We start from the raw sequence: 13,510 nt of genomic DNA on the forward strand, positions 1-13,510 counted from the left end.
GCGCCTCACCTACCGATTGTTCGGTCGTCGGCACATTTTGGCTACGGGTGACCTCAGGCTGTGGACAAACGGTTCTCCACAGCTTGGGATGAACGCAGTACGTCCACGGCAGGAAGGTGGGGGGACATGGCATCTGAACAAATGGCCGATCCCGCGGACTCCGCGGCGACCCCGTCGGCCCCGGCAAGCCCGGCCGGCGGCGCCTCCCTGCCACCCGCGCGGCCGCTGGACGCCATCGACCACGACATCCTGAAGATGCTCCAGGCCGACGGCCGCGCCTCGATACGCTCGGTCGCCGAGCAGGTCCACGTCTCGCGCGCCAACGCCTACGCGCGCATCAACCGTCTCGTCGAGGACGGCGTCATCCGCGGCTTCGGCGCCCGCGTCGACCACGAGCGGGCCGGGCAGGGCACGTCCGCGTACATCACGCTGAAGATCGTGCAGAACTCCTGGCGGACGGTGCGCGAGCAGCTGCGGCAGCTGCCCGGCGCGTCCCACATCGCCCTGGTGGGCGGCGACTTCGACGTCCTGCTGCTCGTCCACACCCCGGACAACCGGGCGCTGCGCGAGGTGGTGCTCACCCGGCTCCAGGCGATCCCCGAGGTGCTCAGCACGCGCACGCTGCTGGTGTTCGAGGAGGAGGATCTGGAGCCGCAGGGCTGAGGCCCCCGCGTCACCGGCATACCGTCACACGGCCGTCAGATCCCGGCCATGGCCGCACTCACCAGCAGCGTGAACAGCATCAAAAGCCCCACGCACCCGAGCCCGGCGCCGGCGGCCAGCAGGCGCGGCGTCCTCAGGGACCGGCGGTGCGGCAGCGCCCAGGACAGCGCGAGCAGTCCCGCCGACACGTAGAACGCCGCCTTGAAGGCGTCCACCCCGTCCTCGGACCAGAACGAGCGGTGCACCAGCACCAGGAACGGCAGGCCGGCCACAGAGGCCAGCAGAGGGGCCTTCCACCACGTCGGATGGGCCGCGTGCGCTCGCGGGGCGACCGGTCGCACCTCGCCCGGCCGGATGTCGTCCGCTCGCGCGTCGTCGGGAAGCATGCGGGCATCCCATCACCCGTCGTCGGGCTGGGGCAGCGGGTTGCGCACTCCGCCTCGCACGCGCGCGTACTCACCTGCCGCCCTCGGCGGTCACTCCGCCTGCCGCAGCCCCCCGAAGACCAGCACCACGACCGCCTCGGCGACTTCCCGTTCGCTCATGCCGCGACCGTCGGGCCGGTACCACTCCACGATGGAGTTGATCATCCCGAAGACCAGCCGGGTCGCGAGCCGTACCTCCACGTCGCCGCGCACGTCCCCGTCCGCGGCCGCCGCCTTGAGCAGTTCGGCGACCCGGTGGTCGAACTCGCGGCGCCGCTCCAGCGCCCACCGCTCGGTGGCGGTGTTGCCGCGCACGCGCAGCAGCAGGGTCACGTAGGGCAGTTCGGCGATGAGCACCTCGACCATGCGCCGGACGACGTACTCCAGCCGGTCCGCGGCGCGCCCCACGCACGCGTGCTCCTCGTCCAGGATCGCGAACAGCCCGTCCAGCGCCCGGCTCACCGCACGCCGCAGCAACTCCTCCTTGCTGGTGACGTGGTGGTAGATCGACGACTTGGAGATGCCGGCCGCTTTGGACAGATGCTCCATGGAGGTGCCGTCGTAGCCGCGTTCGTTGAAGACGCGCACGGCCACGGACAGCAGCGTCTCCGGGGTGTACGTGTCGCGCTTGACGGTGGTCACGGGGTGCCCTTCCGCTTCTGGCAGGCGGTCATGACGAGGTCCCCTCGCGCTTGTCGGAGGCGTGCGCGTGCCGGTAGAGCGCGAGGGACGGGGCGTAGCGGCCCGACGGGTCGCGCAGGTGCAGGTCGTCGAGGAGGGCGTAGGCCCAGTGGCGGCCCAGCCTGCGGCTCCATTCGAAGGGGCCGAGGGGGTAGTTGACGCCGAGGCGCATCGCGGTGTCGATGTCCTCCTCGGTGGCGACGCCCTTGGCGACGGCGTCGTGCGCCAGGTCGACGATCCGGGCGACCGTGCGGGCGACGATCATGCCGGGGACGTCGCCGATGACGCTGACCTTCTTGCCGAGCGCCTGGAAGAGCCCGGTCGCCTCGGCGAGGGTCTGGGCGGAGGTGTCCTGGGAGGCGGACAGGGCGATGCGGCTCGCCCTGCGGTAGTCCAGGGCGAGGTCGAAGTAGACGACGTCGCGGAACTCCACGGAGGTCTGGCCGTCGGCGAGGGCGAGCTGGCCGCCGCTGGGCAGCACCAGGCGCGTGCCGTTGTCCTCGTCCTCCTCGCGGACCTGGATGCCCGCCTCGCGGATCAGTGCGAGCAGCTCGGAGGCCGGTCCCAGGTCGCCCTCGGCGACGACGTAGGCGGGCGCCTTGTGGGGCTCGGCGGTGTGCGGCTCGGGCCGCTCGGCGCCCTCCCGGTAGTCGTACCAGCCCTGGCCGCTCTTGCGGCCGAGCCGGCCGGACTCCACCAGGCGCCGCTGGGCGAGGGAGGGGGTGAAGCGCACGTCCTGGAAGAAGGACTGCCACACCGACTGCGTGACCGACTCGTTGACGTCCTGCCCGATCAGGTCGGTCAGCTCGAAGGCCCCCATCTTGAAGCCGCCCGACTCGCGCAGCACGGCGTCGATGGTGGCCGGGTCGGCGCCCTGGTACTCCAGGACGGCGAACGCCTCGGCGTAGAAGGGCCGCGCGATGCGGTTGACGATGAAGCCGGGGGTGTCGGCGCAGGCGACCGGCGTCTTGCCCCAGGCCCGGGCGGTCTCGTACGCGCGCGTGGCGGAGGTGACGTCGGTGGCGTGCCCGGAGACGACCTCGACCAGCGGCAGCAGCGGCGCGGGGTTGAAGAAGTGCAGGCCGACGAGGCGGCCGGGCTGGCGCAGGGCGCCGCCGATCGCGGTGACCGACAGGGAGGAGGTGTTGGTGGCGAGCAGACAGTCCTCGCCGACGATGTCCTCCAGGTCCCCGAAGAGCTGCTGTTTGACCTCCAGCCGCTCCAGGACCGCCTCGACGACGAGCGCGCAGTCGGCGAGGTCGTCGAGGGTGTCGGCGGGCGTGAGCCGGGCGCGGGCCGCGTCGCGGTCGGCGGCGGTGAGGCGGTCCTTCTCGACGAGCCGGTCGAGGCGGGCGCCGATCGCTTCGGCCGCGTGACGGGCGCGTCCCGGCGCGGCGTCGTACAGCCGCACGGGGTGGCCCGCGACCAGCGCGACCTGGGCGATGCCCTGGCCCATGGTGCCGGTGCCGACGACGGCCACGGGGCTGCTGAGGTCGAGTGCTGTCATGTGCGCGATCCTCCCGCACGGGGTTTTCCACAGATGCGGCAGGCCCCCTTGTCCCGACCGATCGTTCGGTTACTCTAACTCTGTCCTGCTGTTCCCGCCCATGGTTTCGCCCAGGTCATGAACTCGACGAAGAGTTCTCGAGACAGGAGTTGGTCCCGCATGGCCGCCGAACTGACCGCGCACGACCTGATCGCCAGGCACCGGCCCACCCTCGACCAGGCGCTCGAGGCCATCCGCACGCGCGCGTACTGGTCCCCGCACCCCGAGCACCCCAAGGCCTACGGCGAGGAGCACGGCAGCCTGGACGCGGCGGCGGGCAAGGCCGCCTTCGACGCCCTCCTGGGCGGCCGCCTCGACCTGGACCAGCCCGGCACCGACGACTGGGTCGGCGGGGAGGTCTCCCCGTACGGCATCGAGCTGGGCGTGACGTACCCGCACGCGGACCTCGACGTGCTGCTGCCCGCGATGAAGGCCGGGCAGCGCGCCTGGCGGGACGCGGGCCCGCAGCTGCGCGCGGCGGTCTGCGTGGAGATCCTCAAGCGGATCAGCGACCGGACGCACGAGTTCGCGCACGCGGTCATGCACACCTCCGGCCAGGCGTTCATGATGGCGTTCCAGGCGGGCGGCCCGCACGCCCAGGACCGCGGCCTGGAGGCGGTGGCCTACGCGTACACGGAGCAGACGCGCACGCCCGAGGCCGCCGAGTGGTCCAAGCCGCAGGGCAAGCGCGACCCGCTGACCCTCACCAAGGAGTTCACTCCGATCCCGCGCGGCATCGGCCTGGTCATCGGTTGCAACACCTTCCCGACGTGGAACGGCTACCCGGGCCTGTTCGCGTCCCTGGCCACCGGCAACGCCGTGCTGGTCAAGCCTCACCCGCGCGCGGTGCTGCCGCTGGCGCTCACCGTGCAGATCGCGCGCCAGGTGCTCACCGAGGCCGGCTTCGACGCCAACCTGGTGGCGCTGGCCGCCGAGCGGCCCGGCGAGGGCATCGCCAAGGCCCTCGCCACGCGCCCGGAGATCCGGATCATCGACTACACCGGCTCGACGTCCTTCGGCGACTGGCTGGAGGCTCACGCCCGCCAGGCGCAGGTCTACACCGAGAAGGCCGGCGTCAACACGGTGATCGTCCACTCCACGGACACCTACAAGGGGATGCTCGCCAACCTGGCGTTCTCGCTGTCCCTGTACAGCGGCCAGATGTGCACGACCCCGCAGAACCTGCTCATCCCGCGCGACGGCATCCACACCGACGCGGGCCCCAAGTCCTACGACGAGGTGGTCGCCGACCTCGCACAGGCGGTGGACGGCCTGCTCGGCGACGACGCGCGTGCGAACGCCCTGCTCGGCGCGATCGTCAACCCCGACGTCAAGGCCCGGCTGGAGGCCGCGGCCGGCCTCGGTGAGGTCGCCCTCGCCTCGCGTGAGATCACCAACCCGGACTTCCCCGACGCGGTCGTGCGCACCCCGGTGATCGTCAAGCTGGACGGTGCCAAGCCGGACGCCGAGGCCGCCTACATGAGCGAGTGCTTCGGACCGGTCTCCTTCGCCGTCGCCGTCGACTCGCTCACCGACGCCGTGGAACTGCTGCGGCGCACGGTCCGTGAAAAGGGCGCGATGACCGTCGGGGCGTACACCACGGACAGCGAGGCCGCGCAGCAGATCGAGGAGGTCTGCCTGGAGGAGGCCGCACAGCTGTCGTTCAACCTCACCGGCGGGGTGTACGTGAACCAGACGGCGGCCTTCTCCGACTTCCACGGCTCGGGCGGCAACCCGGCGGCCAACGCCGCGCTGACCGACGGGGCGTTCGTCGCGAACCGCTTCCGCGTGGTCGAGGTGCGCCGGGAGGCGTAGGCCCGGCGAGTGGGCCCGGGGACGGGGCGCAGCCCTGGCCGGGGTGCGCCCCTGAATGCGGGCGCAGCCCTGGCGCCGTGTTGCCCCTGGATGCTGGGCGCAGGCCCAGCGGGGTGCGTCCCTGGAAGCGGTTCGCAGCCCTAGCGGGGTGCGCCCCCGGTGGCGCTCCAGTGGTACAGCGTCATGGCCACGCTCGTGGCCAGGTTGTAACTGGAGACCTGGGGGCGCATCGGCAGCGCCAGTAGATGGTCCGCACGCGCGCGCAGGGCGACGGACAGCCCGCTGCGCTCCGAGCCGAAGGCGAGGACGGCGTCGTCGGGGAGCTTCACGCCCCGGATGTCCTCGCCCTCCGGGTCCAGCGCGAACACCGGACCGGGCGGCAGTTCCTCGACGTCCAGCCGCTCCACGGCGGTCGCGAAGTGCAGCCCCGCGCCGCCGCGCACCACCGTGGGATGCCAGGGGTCCAGGGTGCCGGTGGTGACCACGCCGGTCGCCCCGAACCCGGCGGCCAGCCGGATCACTGCCCCGGCGTTGCCCAGGTTGCGCGGGTTGTCCAGCACGACCACCGGCGCCTCTCGCGGCAGGCGGGCCAGCGTCCGCAGCTGCGCCTGTCGCGCGGGCCGTACGGCCAGGGCGGCCACGGCCGTGGGGTGCGGGCGCGGCACCAGGGAGGCGTACGTCGACTCGGGCACCTCGGTCAGCAGTTCCTGAAGCGCCTCCCGCACGTCCGGGGCGAGCTCGTCGGAGAGGGCGAGCGCGGCGCCGCGGTCGGTGGTGACCGCGATCGGGACCTCGGCGCCGAAGCGCACGGCGTGCTTGAGGGCGTGGAAGCCGTCGAGCAGCACCGCCGAGTCGGCGAGGCGCCGCCAGACGGCCACAGGGTCGGTCATGCCGTAGAGCCTACGTGCGTCTGCTCCGTGGCCCCCGGGGTGCGCGGCCCGGGCAGCTCCGCGCTTGCCCCGCGCCCGAACACACGGCCACGCGCGTGTGCCGCCGTCTTGCCCAGCCGGCGCAGGAACGACGTGGGCAGGAAGACCGAGTCCGCGACGATCATCGCGAGCGAGAAGAAGGGCAGCCCGAGCACGACGGCGATCACGGCGTGCTCGGCCATCATGGCGGCCAGCAGCACGTTCTTCACCCGCCGGTTGAACAGGGTGAACGGGAAGGCGACCTGCACGATCACGGTCCCATAGGTCACGATCAGCATGATCAGGCCGCTGGAGGACATCAGATCGGCGAGCCACGGCCAGGGCGTGAAGTAGTCCAGGTGCAGCGGGTAGTAGACGGCGGTGCCGTCCTGCCAGCGCGAGCCCTGGATCTTGTACCAGCCGGCCGTGGCATAGATCAGGCATGCCTCGGCCATGATCACCACCACCGCGCCGTTGTGCAGCAGGTTGGCGATCACGTCGAGCAGGACGCGCGGTTCGCCGCCGCGCGAGCGAACCCCGACGAGCCACCGCAGGCCGTGTGCCAGCCAGGCCGCCCACAACAGTGCCGGAATCTCCCATTCCTGGGAGCCGAACCGGCCGCCCGCGGTCGCCATGACCAGCACCACACCGAGCACCGCCCACAGCACGGGCCCCACCTTGTCCGCCACCCGCTCGCCACGCGCGGGTGCCCGCTCGGCCCGCCGCTCGCGGCGTGCGTCCAGCGACCACACCTGGCCGCAGCGCGTGAACACGAGGTAGATCGACATCAGGTGCAGCACGTTGTCGCCACCGTCGCCCATGAAGACGCTGCGGTTCTGCAGCGACAGCACGCCGACCATGAACAGCAGGGACATGGTCCGGGTGCGCCAGCCGAGGGCCAGCAGCGCCGAGGCGACCACGGCCAGGACGTAGACGATCTCGAACCAGATCCGGCTGTCGGACCACATCAGCACGGTGAAGGCGCCGTTGGTGCCGATCAGCTGGTGGGCCAGGTCCCAGCTCCACGGGCCGTCGGGGCCGTACAGCTCGGCGCGGTGCGGGAACTCCCGCAGCAGGAACAGCAGCCAGGTGGAGGCGAAGCCGATCCGGATGAGCGCGGTCTGGTACGGGCCGTGGGCGGCCTCGGTGACGCGGGCGATTGCGCGCGAGACCGACAGGGCGAGGCGGTTCACCGGGCACCTCCGGGGGTGTCGTCCTGCGCCACCGTCCACCAGGGCAGCACCCGGAACGCCGGCTCCTGGGAGACCTTCTCGCTGCTCCACCGGGGCGGGGCCACGGCGGTGGTACGGGAGCGGAACTGCACCCGCTCGATCGTGCCGCCCGCACCGGCCGCGCCGGACCGCTCCAGGCGCAGCAGCGCGATACGGCGCAGATACGTCTCGGCAAGCGTGCCGCGCAGCCCCACGGGGCGGTTGTCGGCGGTGTGGCTGGCGGTGAAGAAGTCCCAGGCGCGGCGCAGCTCGTTCTGCTGGGTGTGGCTGGGCAGCGGATTGTGCTCGATGGCCCGGCCGTCCTGCGCGGACAGCCCGTACCAGCCGGTGGTGCGCAGCTCGCCGCCCGCGGTGCGGATCTCGGCGCGGGCCTCGACGGCGATGTTCTGCTGCAGCGGGTTCGGCGCGAACAGCTTCCAGTTCTGCTCGAACTCCGGGTAGATCCACTCGTCGACCGCCGTGCCGTGTTTGCGGCTGACCGTGTTGGCGGGCGCGACGTGCAGGAACACCATGCCTATCTGCACACACACCGCCACCGCGACGACGGCGAGCGCCAGCGCGGCCCCGACCTGGTAGCGGGGGGAGAGCGCGGCGACACCGGTGCGCGCGAGTGCGGGGGGTGCGTCGGCCGGCCCGGCGTCGGCCGGCCCGGCGTCGGTCATCCCGGCGTCGGCCGTCCCGGCGTCGGTCACCCCGGCATCGGCCGTCCCGCCAGCGGGCGTCTGCGTGCCGTCGGTCCGTGGCGCCTGCGGCACGGGCGGCCGCTCCCGGTCCACCGGGCGGTCGTCCGATCCTGGTGGTGCGCTCGCGCCACCGCCGTACGCCTCGTTACCGCCGTACGCGTCCATTCCGCCCCGTTTCGATGTCCTGATGTCCGGCCCTGCTGTGCCCGCCCGACGGCCCCTGCCCCGGCGCCTGCGGCGAGACGGCCGCGCCACGCCCGCACGGAACGGTACTCAGCCCCACCGACCCCGCACAGCCCCACCCCGCACGGCGGTCCCACCCGCAGGGCGCAGACGGAGGTCCCCGCGGCGGTCAGCCTGCTCCAGCGGTGTCAGCTCGCTCCACCCGTGCCACGCGCGCCCGGCTCGCTCCACCCGCGCCGGGCTCGCCGCGGGCCCGAGGGTTTTCCACAGGGTGGGCCGGAGGTTGTCCACAGCGGTTGACACCTTACGACGCCCGTCCCACCATGGAATCGCACGGACCGAACGATCGGTCGGGAGCAAGCCGGGTCAGCACTCAAGGTCGAGGGGGACCGCATGGCGACAGCAGCCGCGCACGAGACGAGCCGCACCGCAGCGTCCGGCGCCCAGGACGGCGCCGAGGCCGCGTACGAGCGCGCCTTCGACGCCGCCGTGGCCGCCGACGAGCGCATCGAACCGCGCGACTGGATGCCGGACGCCTACCGCGCGACGCTGGTCCGGCAGATCGCGCAACACGCGCACTCCGAGATCATCGGCATGCAGCCGGAGGCCAACTGGATCACGCGCGCGCCCTCGCTGCGCCGCAAGGCGATCCTGATGGCCAAGGTCCAGGACGAAGCCGGCCACGGGCTGTATCTCTACAGCGCGGCCGAGACGCTCGGCACCGGCCGTGACGAGCTGCTCGACAAGCTGCACACCGGTCGGCAGAAGTACTCGTCGATCTTCAACTACCCGACGCTGACCTGGGCCGACGTCGGCGCGATCGGCTGGCTGGTGGACGGCGCCGCGATCACCAACCAGGTTCCGCTGTGCCGCTGCTCCTACGGACCGTACGCGCGGGCGATGGTCCGCATCTGCAAGGAGGAGTCCTTCCACCAGCGCCAGGGCTACGAGCTGCTGCTCACCCTCAGCAAGGGCACGCCGGAGCAGCACACGATGGCGCAGGACGCGGTGAACCGCTGGTGGTGGCCTTCGCTGATGATGTTCGGCCCGCCCGACGACGAGTCGGCGCACTCGGCCCAGTCGATGGCCTGGAAGATCAAGCGCCACTCCAACGACGAGCTGCGCCAGCGCTTCGTCGACATCTGCGTCCCGCAGGCCGAGAGCCTCGGCCTGACGCTCCCGGACCCGGAGCTGACGTGGAACGAGGAGCGGGGCCACTACGACTTCGGACCGATCGACTGGTCGGAGTTCCGGAACGTCCTCAAGGGCAACGGCCCGTGCAACGAACAGCGCATCACGCAGCGCCGACGCGCCCATGAGGAGGGCGCGTGGGTGCGCGAGGCGGCCGCGGCCCACGCGGCGAAGCACACCGGCAACAGCGCCGGAACGCACACCGGAATCAGGGGAGCGGAGCAGGCATGACGAACACCGACTGGCCACTGTGGGAGGTTTTCGTGCGCTCGCGCCGCGGCCTCGCCCACACCCACGCCGGCAGTCTGCACGCACCCGACGCGGAACTGGCCCTGCGCAACGCCCGCGATCTGTACACCCGGCGTGGCGAGGGCGTGTCCATCTGGGTGGTGCCCTCGGTGTCGATCACCGCGTCCTCGCCCGACGAGAAGGACCCGTTCTTCGAGCCGTCCGCCGACAAGCCCTACCGGCATCCGACCTTCTACGAGATCCCGGAGGGGGTGAAGCACCTGTGACCACCACGGTTCCCGCCACGGCGGCTCTCGCGCTGGGTGACGACGCGCTGGTGCTCTCCCACCGCCTCGGGGAGTGGATGGGGCACGCGCCCGTCCTGGAGGAGGAGGTCGCCCTCGCCAACATCGCCCTCGACCTGCTCGGCCAGGCCCGGGTGCTGCTGTCGATGGCCGGCGACGAGGACGAGCTGGCCTATCTGCGCGAGGAGCGCGCCTTCACCAATCTGCAGCTGGTGGAGCAGCCCAACGGCGACTTCGCGCACACCATCGCCCGGCAGCTGTACTTCTCCACCTACCAGCACCTGCTGTACGGCCAACTGGCCACCTCCAACGGCCCGTTCGCCCCGCTCGCCGCCAAGGCGGTGAAGGAGACCGCCTACCACCGTGACCACGCCGAGCAGTGGACGCTGCGCCTCGGTGACGGCACCGAGGAGAGCCGCACGCGTATGCAGCGCGCCTGCGAGACGCTGTGGCGGTTCACCGGCGAGATGTTCCAGCCGGTCGAAGGCCTGGACGGCGTCGACCGGGAGGCACTGCGCGAAGGCTGGCTGGCCTCGGTCGAAGAGGTCCTCGCGCGCGCGACCCTGACCCTGCCCGAGGGCCCGCAGTCCGGGGCGTGGACGGCCGGAGCGGGCCGGCAGGGACTGCACACCGAGTCGTTCGGGCGGATGCTCGCCGAGATGCAGCATCTGCACCGCAGCCACCCGGGGGCGTCATGGTGACGACCACCCCGCTCGAAGCGGAACTGTTCAAGATCGCCGGCGCGGTGCCCGACCCCGAGCTGCCCGTGCTCACCCTGGAGGAGCTGGGGGTCGTACGGGCGGTACGGGTTCACGGCGCGGACGCGGTCGAGGTCGAGCTGACCCCGACGTACACGGGCTGTCCGGCGCTGGAGGCCATGAGCAGCGACATAGAGCGGGCGCTGCACGCGCACGGCGTGCGCGAGGTCACCGTCCGCACGGTGCTTTCGCCGGCCTGGTCCACGGACGACATCAGCGACGAAGGACGGCGCAAACTGCGGGAGTTCGGCATCGCGCCGCCGCGCGTGCGGCGGGATGCGGGAGCGGTCACCGTCACGCTGGGCCCCACGCGCACCCATGACGGCGAGGAAGCGGACCCGGTGCGCTGCCCCCACTGCGGTTCCGCCGACACCGAGTTGCTCAGCCGCTTCTCCTCCACCGCGTGCAAGGCGCTGCGCCGCTGCCTCGTCTGCCGTGAACCCTTCGACCACTTCAAGGAGTTGTGATGGCCCGCTTCCACCGGCTCCCCGTGGCCGAGGTCGACCGGCTCACCGACGACTCCGTCGCGCTGACCTTCACCGTCCCCGAGGAGCTGCGCGAGGAGTTCCGGCACGCGGCGGGGCAGCACCTCGCCCTGCGCCGGGTGGCCGACGGCGCCGAGATACGCCGCACGTACTCCATCTGCTCCCCGGCGCCCGCGCCGGACGGGCCCGGCCCGCGCACGCTGCGGATAGGGGTGCGGCTGGTGGAGGGCGGGGCGTTCTCCACGTACGCGCTGAAGGAGATCAACATCGGGGACGAGGTGGAGGTGATGACCCCGGCGGGGCGCTTCACCCTCGACCCGGCGCCCGGGCTGTACGCGGCGATCGTGGGCGGCAGCGGCATCACCCCGGTGCTGTCGATCGCGGCCACCGTGCTGGCGCGCGAGCCGCAGGCCCGCTTCTGCCTGGTGCGCAGCGACCGGACGTCCGCCTCGACGATGTTCCTCGAGGAGGTCGCCGACCTGAAGGACCGCTACCCGGACCGGCTGCAGCTGGTGACCGTGCTGTCCCGGGAGGAGCAGCAGGCGGGGCTGCCGTCCGGACGGCTCGACCAGGAGCGGCTGACCGGGCTGCTGCCGGCTCTGCTGCCGGTCGGTGACGTCGCGGGGTGGTTCCTGTGCGGGCCGTTCGGGCTGGTGCAGCAGGCGGAGCGGGCGCTGCGCGAGCTGGGCGTGGCCCGGGCCCGGATCCACGAGGAGATCTTCCACGTGGATCCGGCCTCCCCCACGTCGGCCGCCGGCGCACCGGCGCACAGCGCGGTCACCGCCCGCCTCGACGGACGCGGCGGCACCTGGCCGGTGCGCGAGGGCGAGACGCTGCTGGAGGCGGTGCTGCGCAACCGGCCCGACGCGCCCTACGCCTGCAAGGGCGGCGTGTGCGGGACGTGCCGGGCCTTCCTGGTCTCCGGCGAGGTGCGCATGGACCACAACTTCGCTCTGGAGCCGGAGGAGACGGAGGCCGGCTACGTCCTCGCCTGCCAGTCGCATCCGGTGACGGAACGGGTGGAGCTGGACTTCGACCGCTGAGGCAGCACCGGCTCCCGCAGGACGGCGACTCCAACGGGACGGCGCCCTCTGCGAGCCCTGTCGGGGCGACGACCTCTACAGGACGTGGCCGGGCTTGCCCTCGTCGGTGATCACGGGGCGGCCCGCCGCGGCCCACACCTGCATGCCGCCGTCGACGTTGACCGCGTCGATGCCCTGCTGGGCCAGGTACATCGTGACCTGGGCGGACCGGCCGCCCGAGCGGCAGATCACATGGACGCGGCCGTCCTGCGGCGCGGCCTCGGTCAGCTCGCCGTAGCGGGCCACGAACTCGCTGATCGGGATGTGCAGGGCGCCCTCGGCGTGGCCCGCCTGCCATTCGTCGTGCTCACGGACGTCCAGCAGGAAGTCGCCGTCCTTGACGTCCTTGACCTCGACCGTGGGAACACCAGCTCCGAAACTCATGCACCCGACGCTACCGGACGCGGCCGACGGTCCTACGGCTGCTGCCCGACCAGCGTCGCCAGTTCCGTCTCACGGGCGGTGATGTCGGTCCGCAGCTGCTCGGCGATCTCCACGAGCAGCTGGTCGGGGTCGTCCGGGGCGAGACGCAGCATGGAGCCGATCGCGCTCTCCTCCAACTCCCGCTGCAACACCGTGAGCAGCTCCTTGCGCTGGGAGAGCCACTCCAGGCGGGCGTACAGCTCCTCGCTGGGGCTGGGCCGGCGCTCCGGCGGCACCGGGCCGGCCGCCCACTCCGCCGCCAGCTCCCGCAGCTCGGCCTCGTCGCCACGGGCGTAGGCGGCGTTGACCCGGGTGATGAACTCCTCGCGCCGGACCCGCTCGCCCTCCTCCTGGGCCAGGTCGGGGTGGGCCTTGCGGGCCAGCTCCCGGTAGAGCCGGCGAGCCTCCTCGCTGGGCCGCACCCGCTGCGGCGACCGTACCTGCTGCTCGGTGAGCATCGCCGCCGCCTCCGGGAACAGCCCGGAGTCGTCCATCCAGCCGTGCATCAGGTCCTCGACGCCGGGGATCGGCTCCAGCCGCTCCCGCAGCTCCCGCGCCCGGCGCTGGTCCTCGGGATCGCCGGTGCGGGCGGCCCGTGCCTCGGCGATCCGGGCGTCCAGCTCCTCGATGCGGGCGTACATGGGGCCGAGCCGCTGGTGGTGGAGGCGGGAGAAGTTCTCGACCTCCACGCGGAACGTCTCCACCGCGATCTCGTACTCGATCAGCGCCTGCTCGGCGGCCCGCACGGCCCGCTCCAGCCGCTCCTCGGGCCGCGGCTGCTCAGCTTCCGGGGTCGTCACCCGGCCAGCGTATGCGCTGCGCCGGGCGCGCGCCGATGAGGAGGGGTTTCGGTGCCGCTTATGACCGGCTTCTCCACCGTGTGGTCACCGTCACAGCGGCAC

The 13,510-nt window shown here is 72.3% G+C and carries 15 protein-coding genes; 7 read left to right on the forward strand and 8 right to left on the reverse strand.

Annotated elements, in window-relative coordinates; translation table 11 throughout:
• Window positions 1–126: 126 nt before the first annotated feature.
• The gene (locus tag ACF1GV_RS13985; protein WP_391680136.1) at window positions 127–663 is read left to right on the forward strand and encodes an Lrp/AsnC family transcriptional regulator; all 537 of its coding nucleotides are present in this window, start codon (window positions 127–129) and stop codon (window positions 661–663) included.
• A gap of 35 nt (window positions 664–698) precedes the next feature.
• Here the strand turns inward: ACF1GV_RS13985 and ACF1GV_RS13990 are convergent, their stop codons facing one another.
• From ACF1GV_RS13990 to ACF1GV_RS14000, 3 genes are all read right to left on the reverse strand, one after another.
• A complete protein-coding gene (locus ACF1GV_RS13990) occupies window positions 699–1,049 on the reverse strand; it encodes a hypothetical protein (protein WP_391680137.1) in 351 nt (116 codons plus the stop codon).
• Between the two features lie 90 nt (window positions 1,050–1,139).
• Entirely contained in the window at window positions 1,140–1,730 is a 591-nt protein-coding gene (locus tag ACF1GV_RS13995; RefSeq protein ID WP_391680139.1) for a TetR/AcrR family transcriptional regulator, read from the reverse strand.
• Window positions 1,731–1,758: 28 nt separating this feature from the next.
• Window positions 1,759–3,276: a 3-hydroxyacyl-CoA dehydrogenase gene (locus ACF1GV_RS14000; protein WP_391680140.1), complete on the reverse strand. Its 1,518-nt coding sequence runs from the start codon at window positions 3,274–3,276 to the stop codon at window positions 1,759–1,761.
• A gap of 159 nt (window positions 3,277–3,435) precedes the next feature.
• Here ACF1GV_RS14000 and paaN point away from each other — a divergent pair, with 159 nt between their 5' ends.
• Window positions 3,436–5,130 (forward strand): phenylacetic acid degradation protein PaaN, encoded by a 1,695-nt coding sequence (gene paaN / locus ACF1GV_RS14005; protein WP_391680141.1) that lies wholly within the window; start codon window positions 3,436–3,438, stop codon window positions 5,128–5,130.
• Window positions 5,131–5,270: 140 nt separating this feature from the next.
• Here paaN and ACF1GV_RS14010 read toward each other — a convergent pair whose 3' ends face one another.
• Genes ACF1GV_RS14010 through ACF1GV_RS14020 form a run of 3 tightly spaced genes read right to left on the reverse strand, consistent with a single transcriptional unit; the run spans window position 5,271 to window position 8,118 of the window.
• Window positions 5,271–6,020 carry a TrmH family RNA methyltransferase gene (locus ACF1GV_RS14010; protein ID WP_391680142.1) on the reverse strand — a complete coding sequence of 250 codons (750 nt, stop codon included), beginning with the start codon at window positions 6,018–6,020 and terminating at the stop codon, window positions 5,271–5,273.
• Window positions 6,017–7,231 carry an HTTM domain-containing protein gene (locus ACF1GV_RS14015; protein ID WP_391680144.1) on the reverse strand — a complete coding sequence of 405 codons (1,215 nt, stop codon included), beginning with the start codon at window positions 7,229–7,231 and terminating at the stop codon, window positions 6,017–6,019. The genes ACF1GV_RS14010 and ACF1GV_RS14015 overlap by 4 nt, the downstream gene beginning before the upstream one ends.
• Window positions 7,228–8,118: a DUF5819 family protein gene (locus tag ACF1GV_RS14020; RefSeq protein WP_391680145.1), complete on the reverse strand. Its 891-nt coding sequence runs from the start codon at window positions 8,116–8,118 to the stop codon at window positions 7,228–7,230. Before ACF1GV_RS14020 ends, ACF1GV_RS14015 begins: the two co-directional genes overlap by 4 nt.
• A gap of 411 nt (window positions 8,119–8,529) precedes the next feature.
• Between ACF1GV_RS14020 and paaA the strand changes: the two genes are divergently transcribed.
• From paaA to ACF1GV_RS14045, 5 genes are read left to right on the forward strand one after another with little or no spacing between them, the layout of a single operon-like run.
• Window positions 8,530–9,558, forward strand: a complete 1,029-nt coding sequence (gene paaA, locus ACF1GV_RS14025; protein WP_391680147.1) for a 1,2-phenylacetyl-CoA epoxidase subunit PaaA — start codon at window positions 8,530–8,532, stop codon at window positions 9,556–9,558.
• The gene (paaB, locus tag ACF1GV_RS14030) at window positions 9,555–9,842 is read left to right on the forward strand and encodes a 1,2-phenylacetyl-CoA epoxidase subunit PaaB (RefSeq protein ID WP_363265280.1); all 288 of its coding nucleotides are present in this window, start codon (window positions 9,555–9,557) and stop codon (window positions 9,840–9,842) included. The genes paaA and paaB overlap by 4 nt, the downstream gene beginning before the upstream one ends.
• Complete coding sequence (gene paaC, locus ACF1GV_RS14035; RefSeq protein ID WP_391680149.1) at window positions 9,839–10,561, forward strand: 1,2-phenylacetyl-CoA epoxidase subunit PaaC; 723 nt, start codon at window positions 9,839–9,841, stop codon at window positions 10,559–10,561. Before paaB ends, paaC begins: the two co-directional genes overlap by 4 nt.
• Complete coding sequence (gene paaD / locus ACF1GV_RS14040) at window positions 10,555–11,085, forward strand: 1,2-phenylacetyl-CoA epoxidase subunit PaaD (RefSeq protein ID WP_391680151.1); 531 nt, start codon at window positions 10,555–10,557, stop codon at window positions 11,083–11,085. The genes paaC and paaD overlap by 7 nt, the downstream gene beginning before the upstream one ends.
• Complete coding sequence (locus ACF1GV_RS14045; protein WP_391680152.1) at window positions 11,085–12,146, forward strand: 2Fe-2S iron-sulfur cluster-binding protein; 1,062 nt, start codon at window positions 11,085–11,087, stop codon at window positions 12,144–12,146. Before paaD ends, ACF1GV_RS14045 begins: the two co-directional genes overlap by 1 nt.
• A 75-nt stretch (window positions 12,147–12,221) precedes the next feature.
• Here ACF1GV_RS14045 and ACF1GV_RS14050 read toward each other — a convergent pair whose 3' ends face one another.
• Both ACF1GV_RS14050 and ACF1GV_RS14055 read right to left on the reverse strand, forming a co-directional pair.
• On the reverse strand, window positions 12,222–12,569 hold the full coding sequence (locus ACF1GV_RS14050; RefSeq protein WP_363265284.1) for a rhodanese-like domain-containing protein: 348 nt from the start codon (window positions 12,567–12,569) through the stop codon (window positions 12,222–12,224).
• 32 nt (window positions 12,570–12,601) lie between these two features.
• Entirely contained in the window at window positions 12,602–13,408 is an 807-nt protein-coding gene (locus ACF1GV_RS14055) for a hypothetical protein (RefSeq protein ID WP_391680154.1), read from the reverse strand.
• Window positions 13,409–13,510: the final 102 nt, after the last annotated feature.

The sequence above is a fragment of the Streptomyces sp. NPDC014006 genome (genome assembly GCF_043088925.1).
Lineage (GTDB): Bacteria > Actinomycetota > Actinomycetes > Streptomycetales > Streptomycetaceae > Streptomyces.

Bases quoted from the DNA above. Each gene is read 5' to 3' on its own strand.
- ACF1GV_RS13985 (WP_391680136.1), top strand. From the start codon at position 127: ATGGCATCTGAACAAATGGCCGATCCCGCGGACTCCGCGGCGACCCCG.
- ACF1GV_RS13990 (WP_391680137.1), bottom strand. From the start codon at position 1,049: ATGCTTCCCGACGACGCGCGAGCGGACGACATCCGGCCGGGCGAGGTG.
- ACF1GV_RS14000 (WP_391680140.1), bottom strand. From the start codon at position 3,276: ATGACAGCACTCGACCTCAGCAGCCCCGTGGCCGTCGTCGGCACCGGC.
- paaN (WP_391680141.1), top strand. From the start codon at position 3,436: ATGGCCGCCGAACTGACCGCGCACGACCTGATCGCCAGGCACCGGCCC.
- ACF1GV_RS14010 (WP_391680142.1), bottom strand. From the start codon at position 6,020: ATGACCGACCCTGTGGCCGTCTGGCGGCGCCTCGCCGACTCGGCGGTG.
- ACF1GV_RS14020 (WP_391680145.1), bottom strand. From the start codon at position 8,118: ATGGACGCGTACGGCGGTAACGAGGCGTACGGCGGTGGCGCGAGCGCA.
- paaA (WP_391680147.1), top strand. From the start codon at position 8,530: ATGGCGACAGCAGCCGCGCACGAGACGAGCCGCACCGCAGCGTCCGGC.
- paaB (WP_363265280.1), top strand. From the start codon at position 9,555: ATGACGAACACCGACTGGCCACTGTGGGAGGTTTTCGTGCGCTCGCGC.
- paaD (WP_391680151.1), top strand. From the start codon at position 10,555: ATGGTGACGACCACCCCGCTCGAAGCGGAACTGTTCAAGATCGCCGGC.
- ACF1GV_RS14045 (WP_391680152.1), top strand. From the start codon at position 11,085: ATGGCCCGCTTCCACCGGCTCCCCGTGGCCGAGGTCGACCGGCTCACC.
- ACF1GV_RS14050 (WP_363265284.1), bottom strand. From the start codon at position 12,569: ATGAGTTTCGGAGCTGGTGTTCCCACGGTCGAGGTCAAGGACGTCAAG.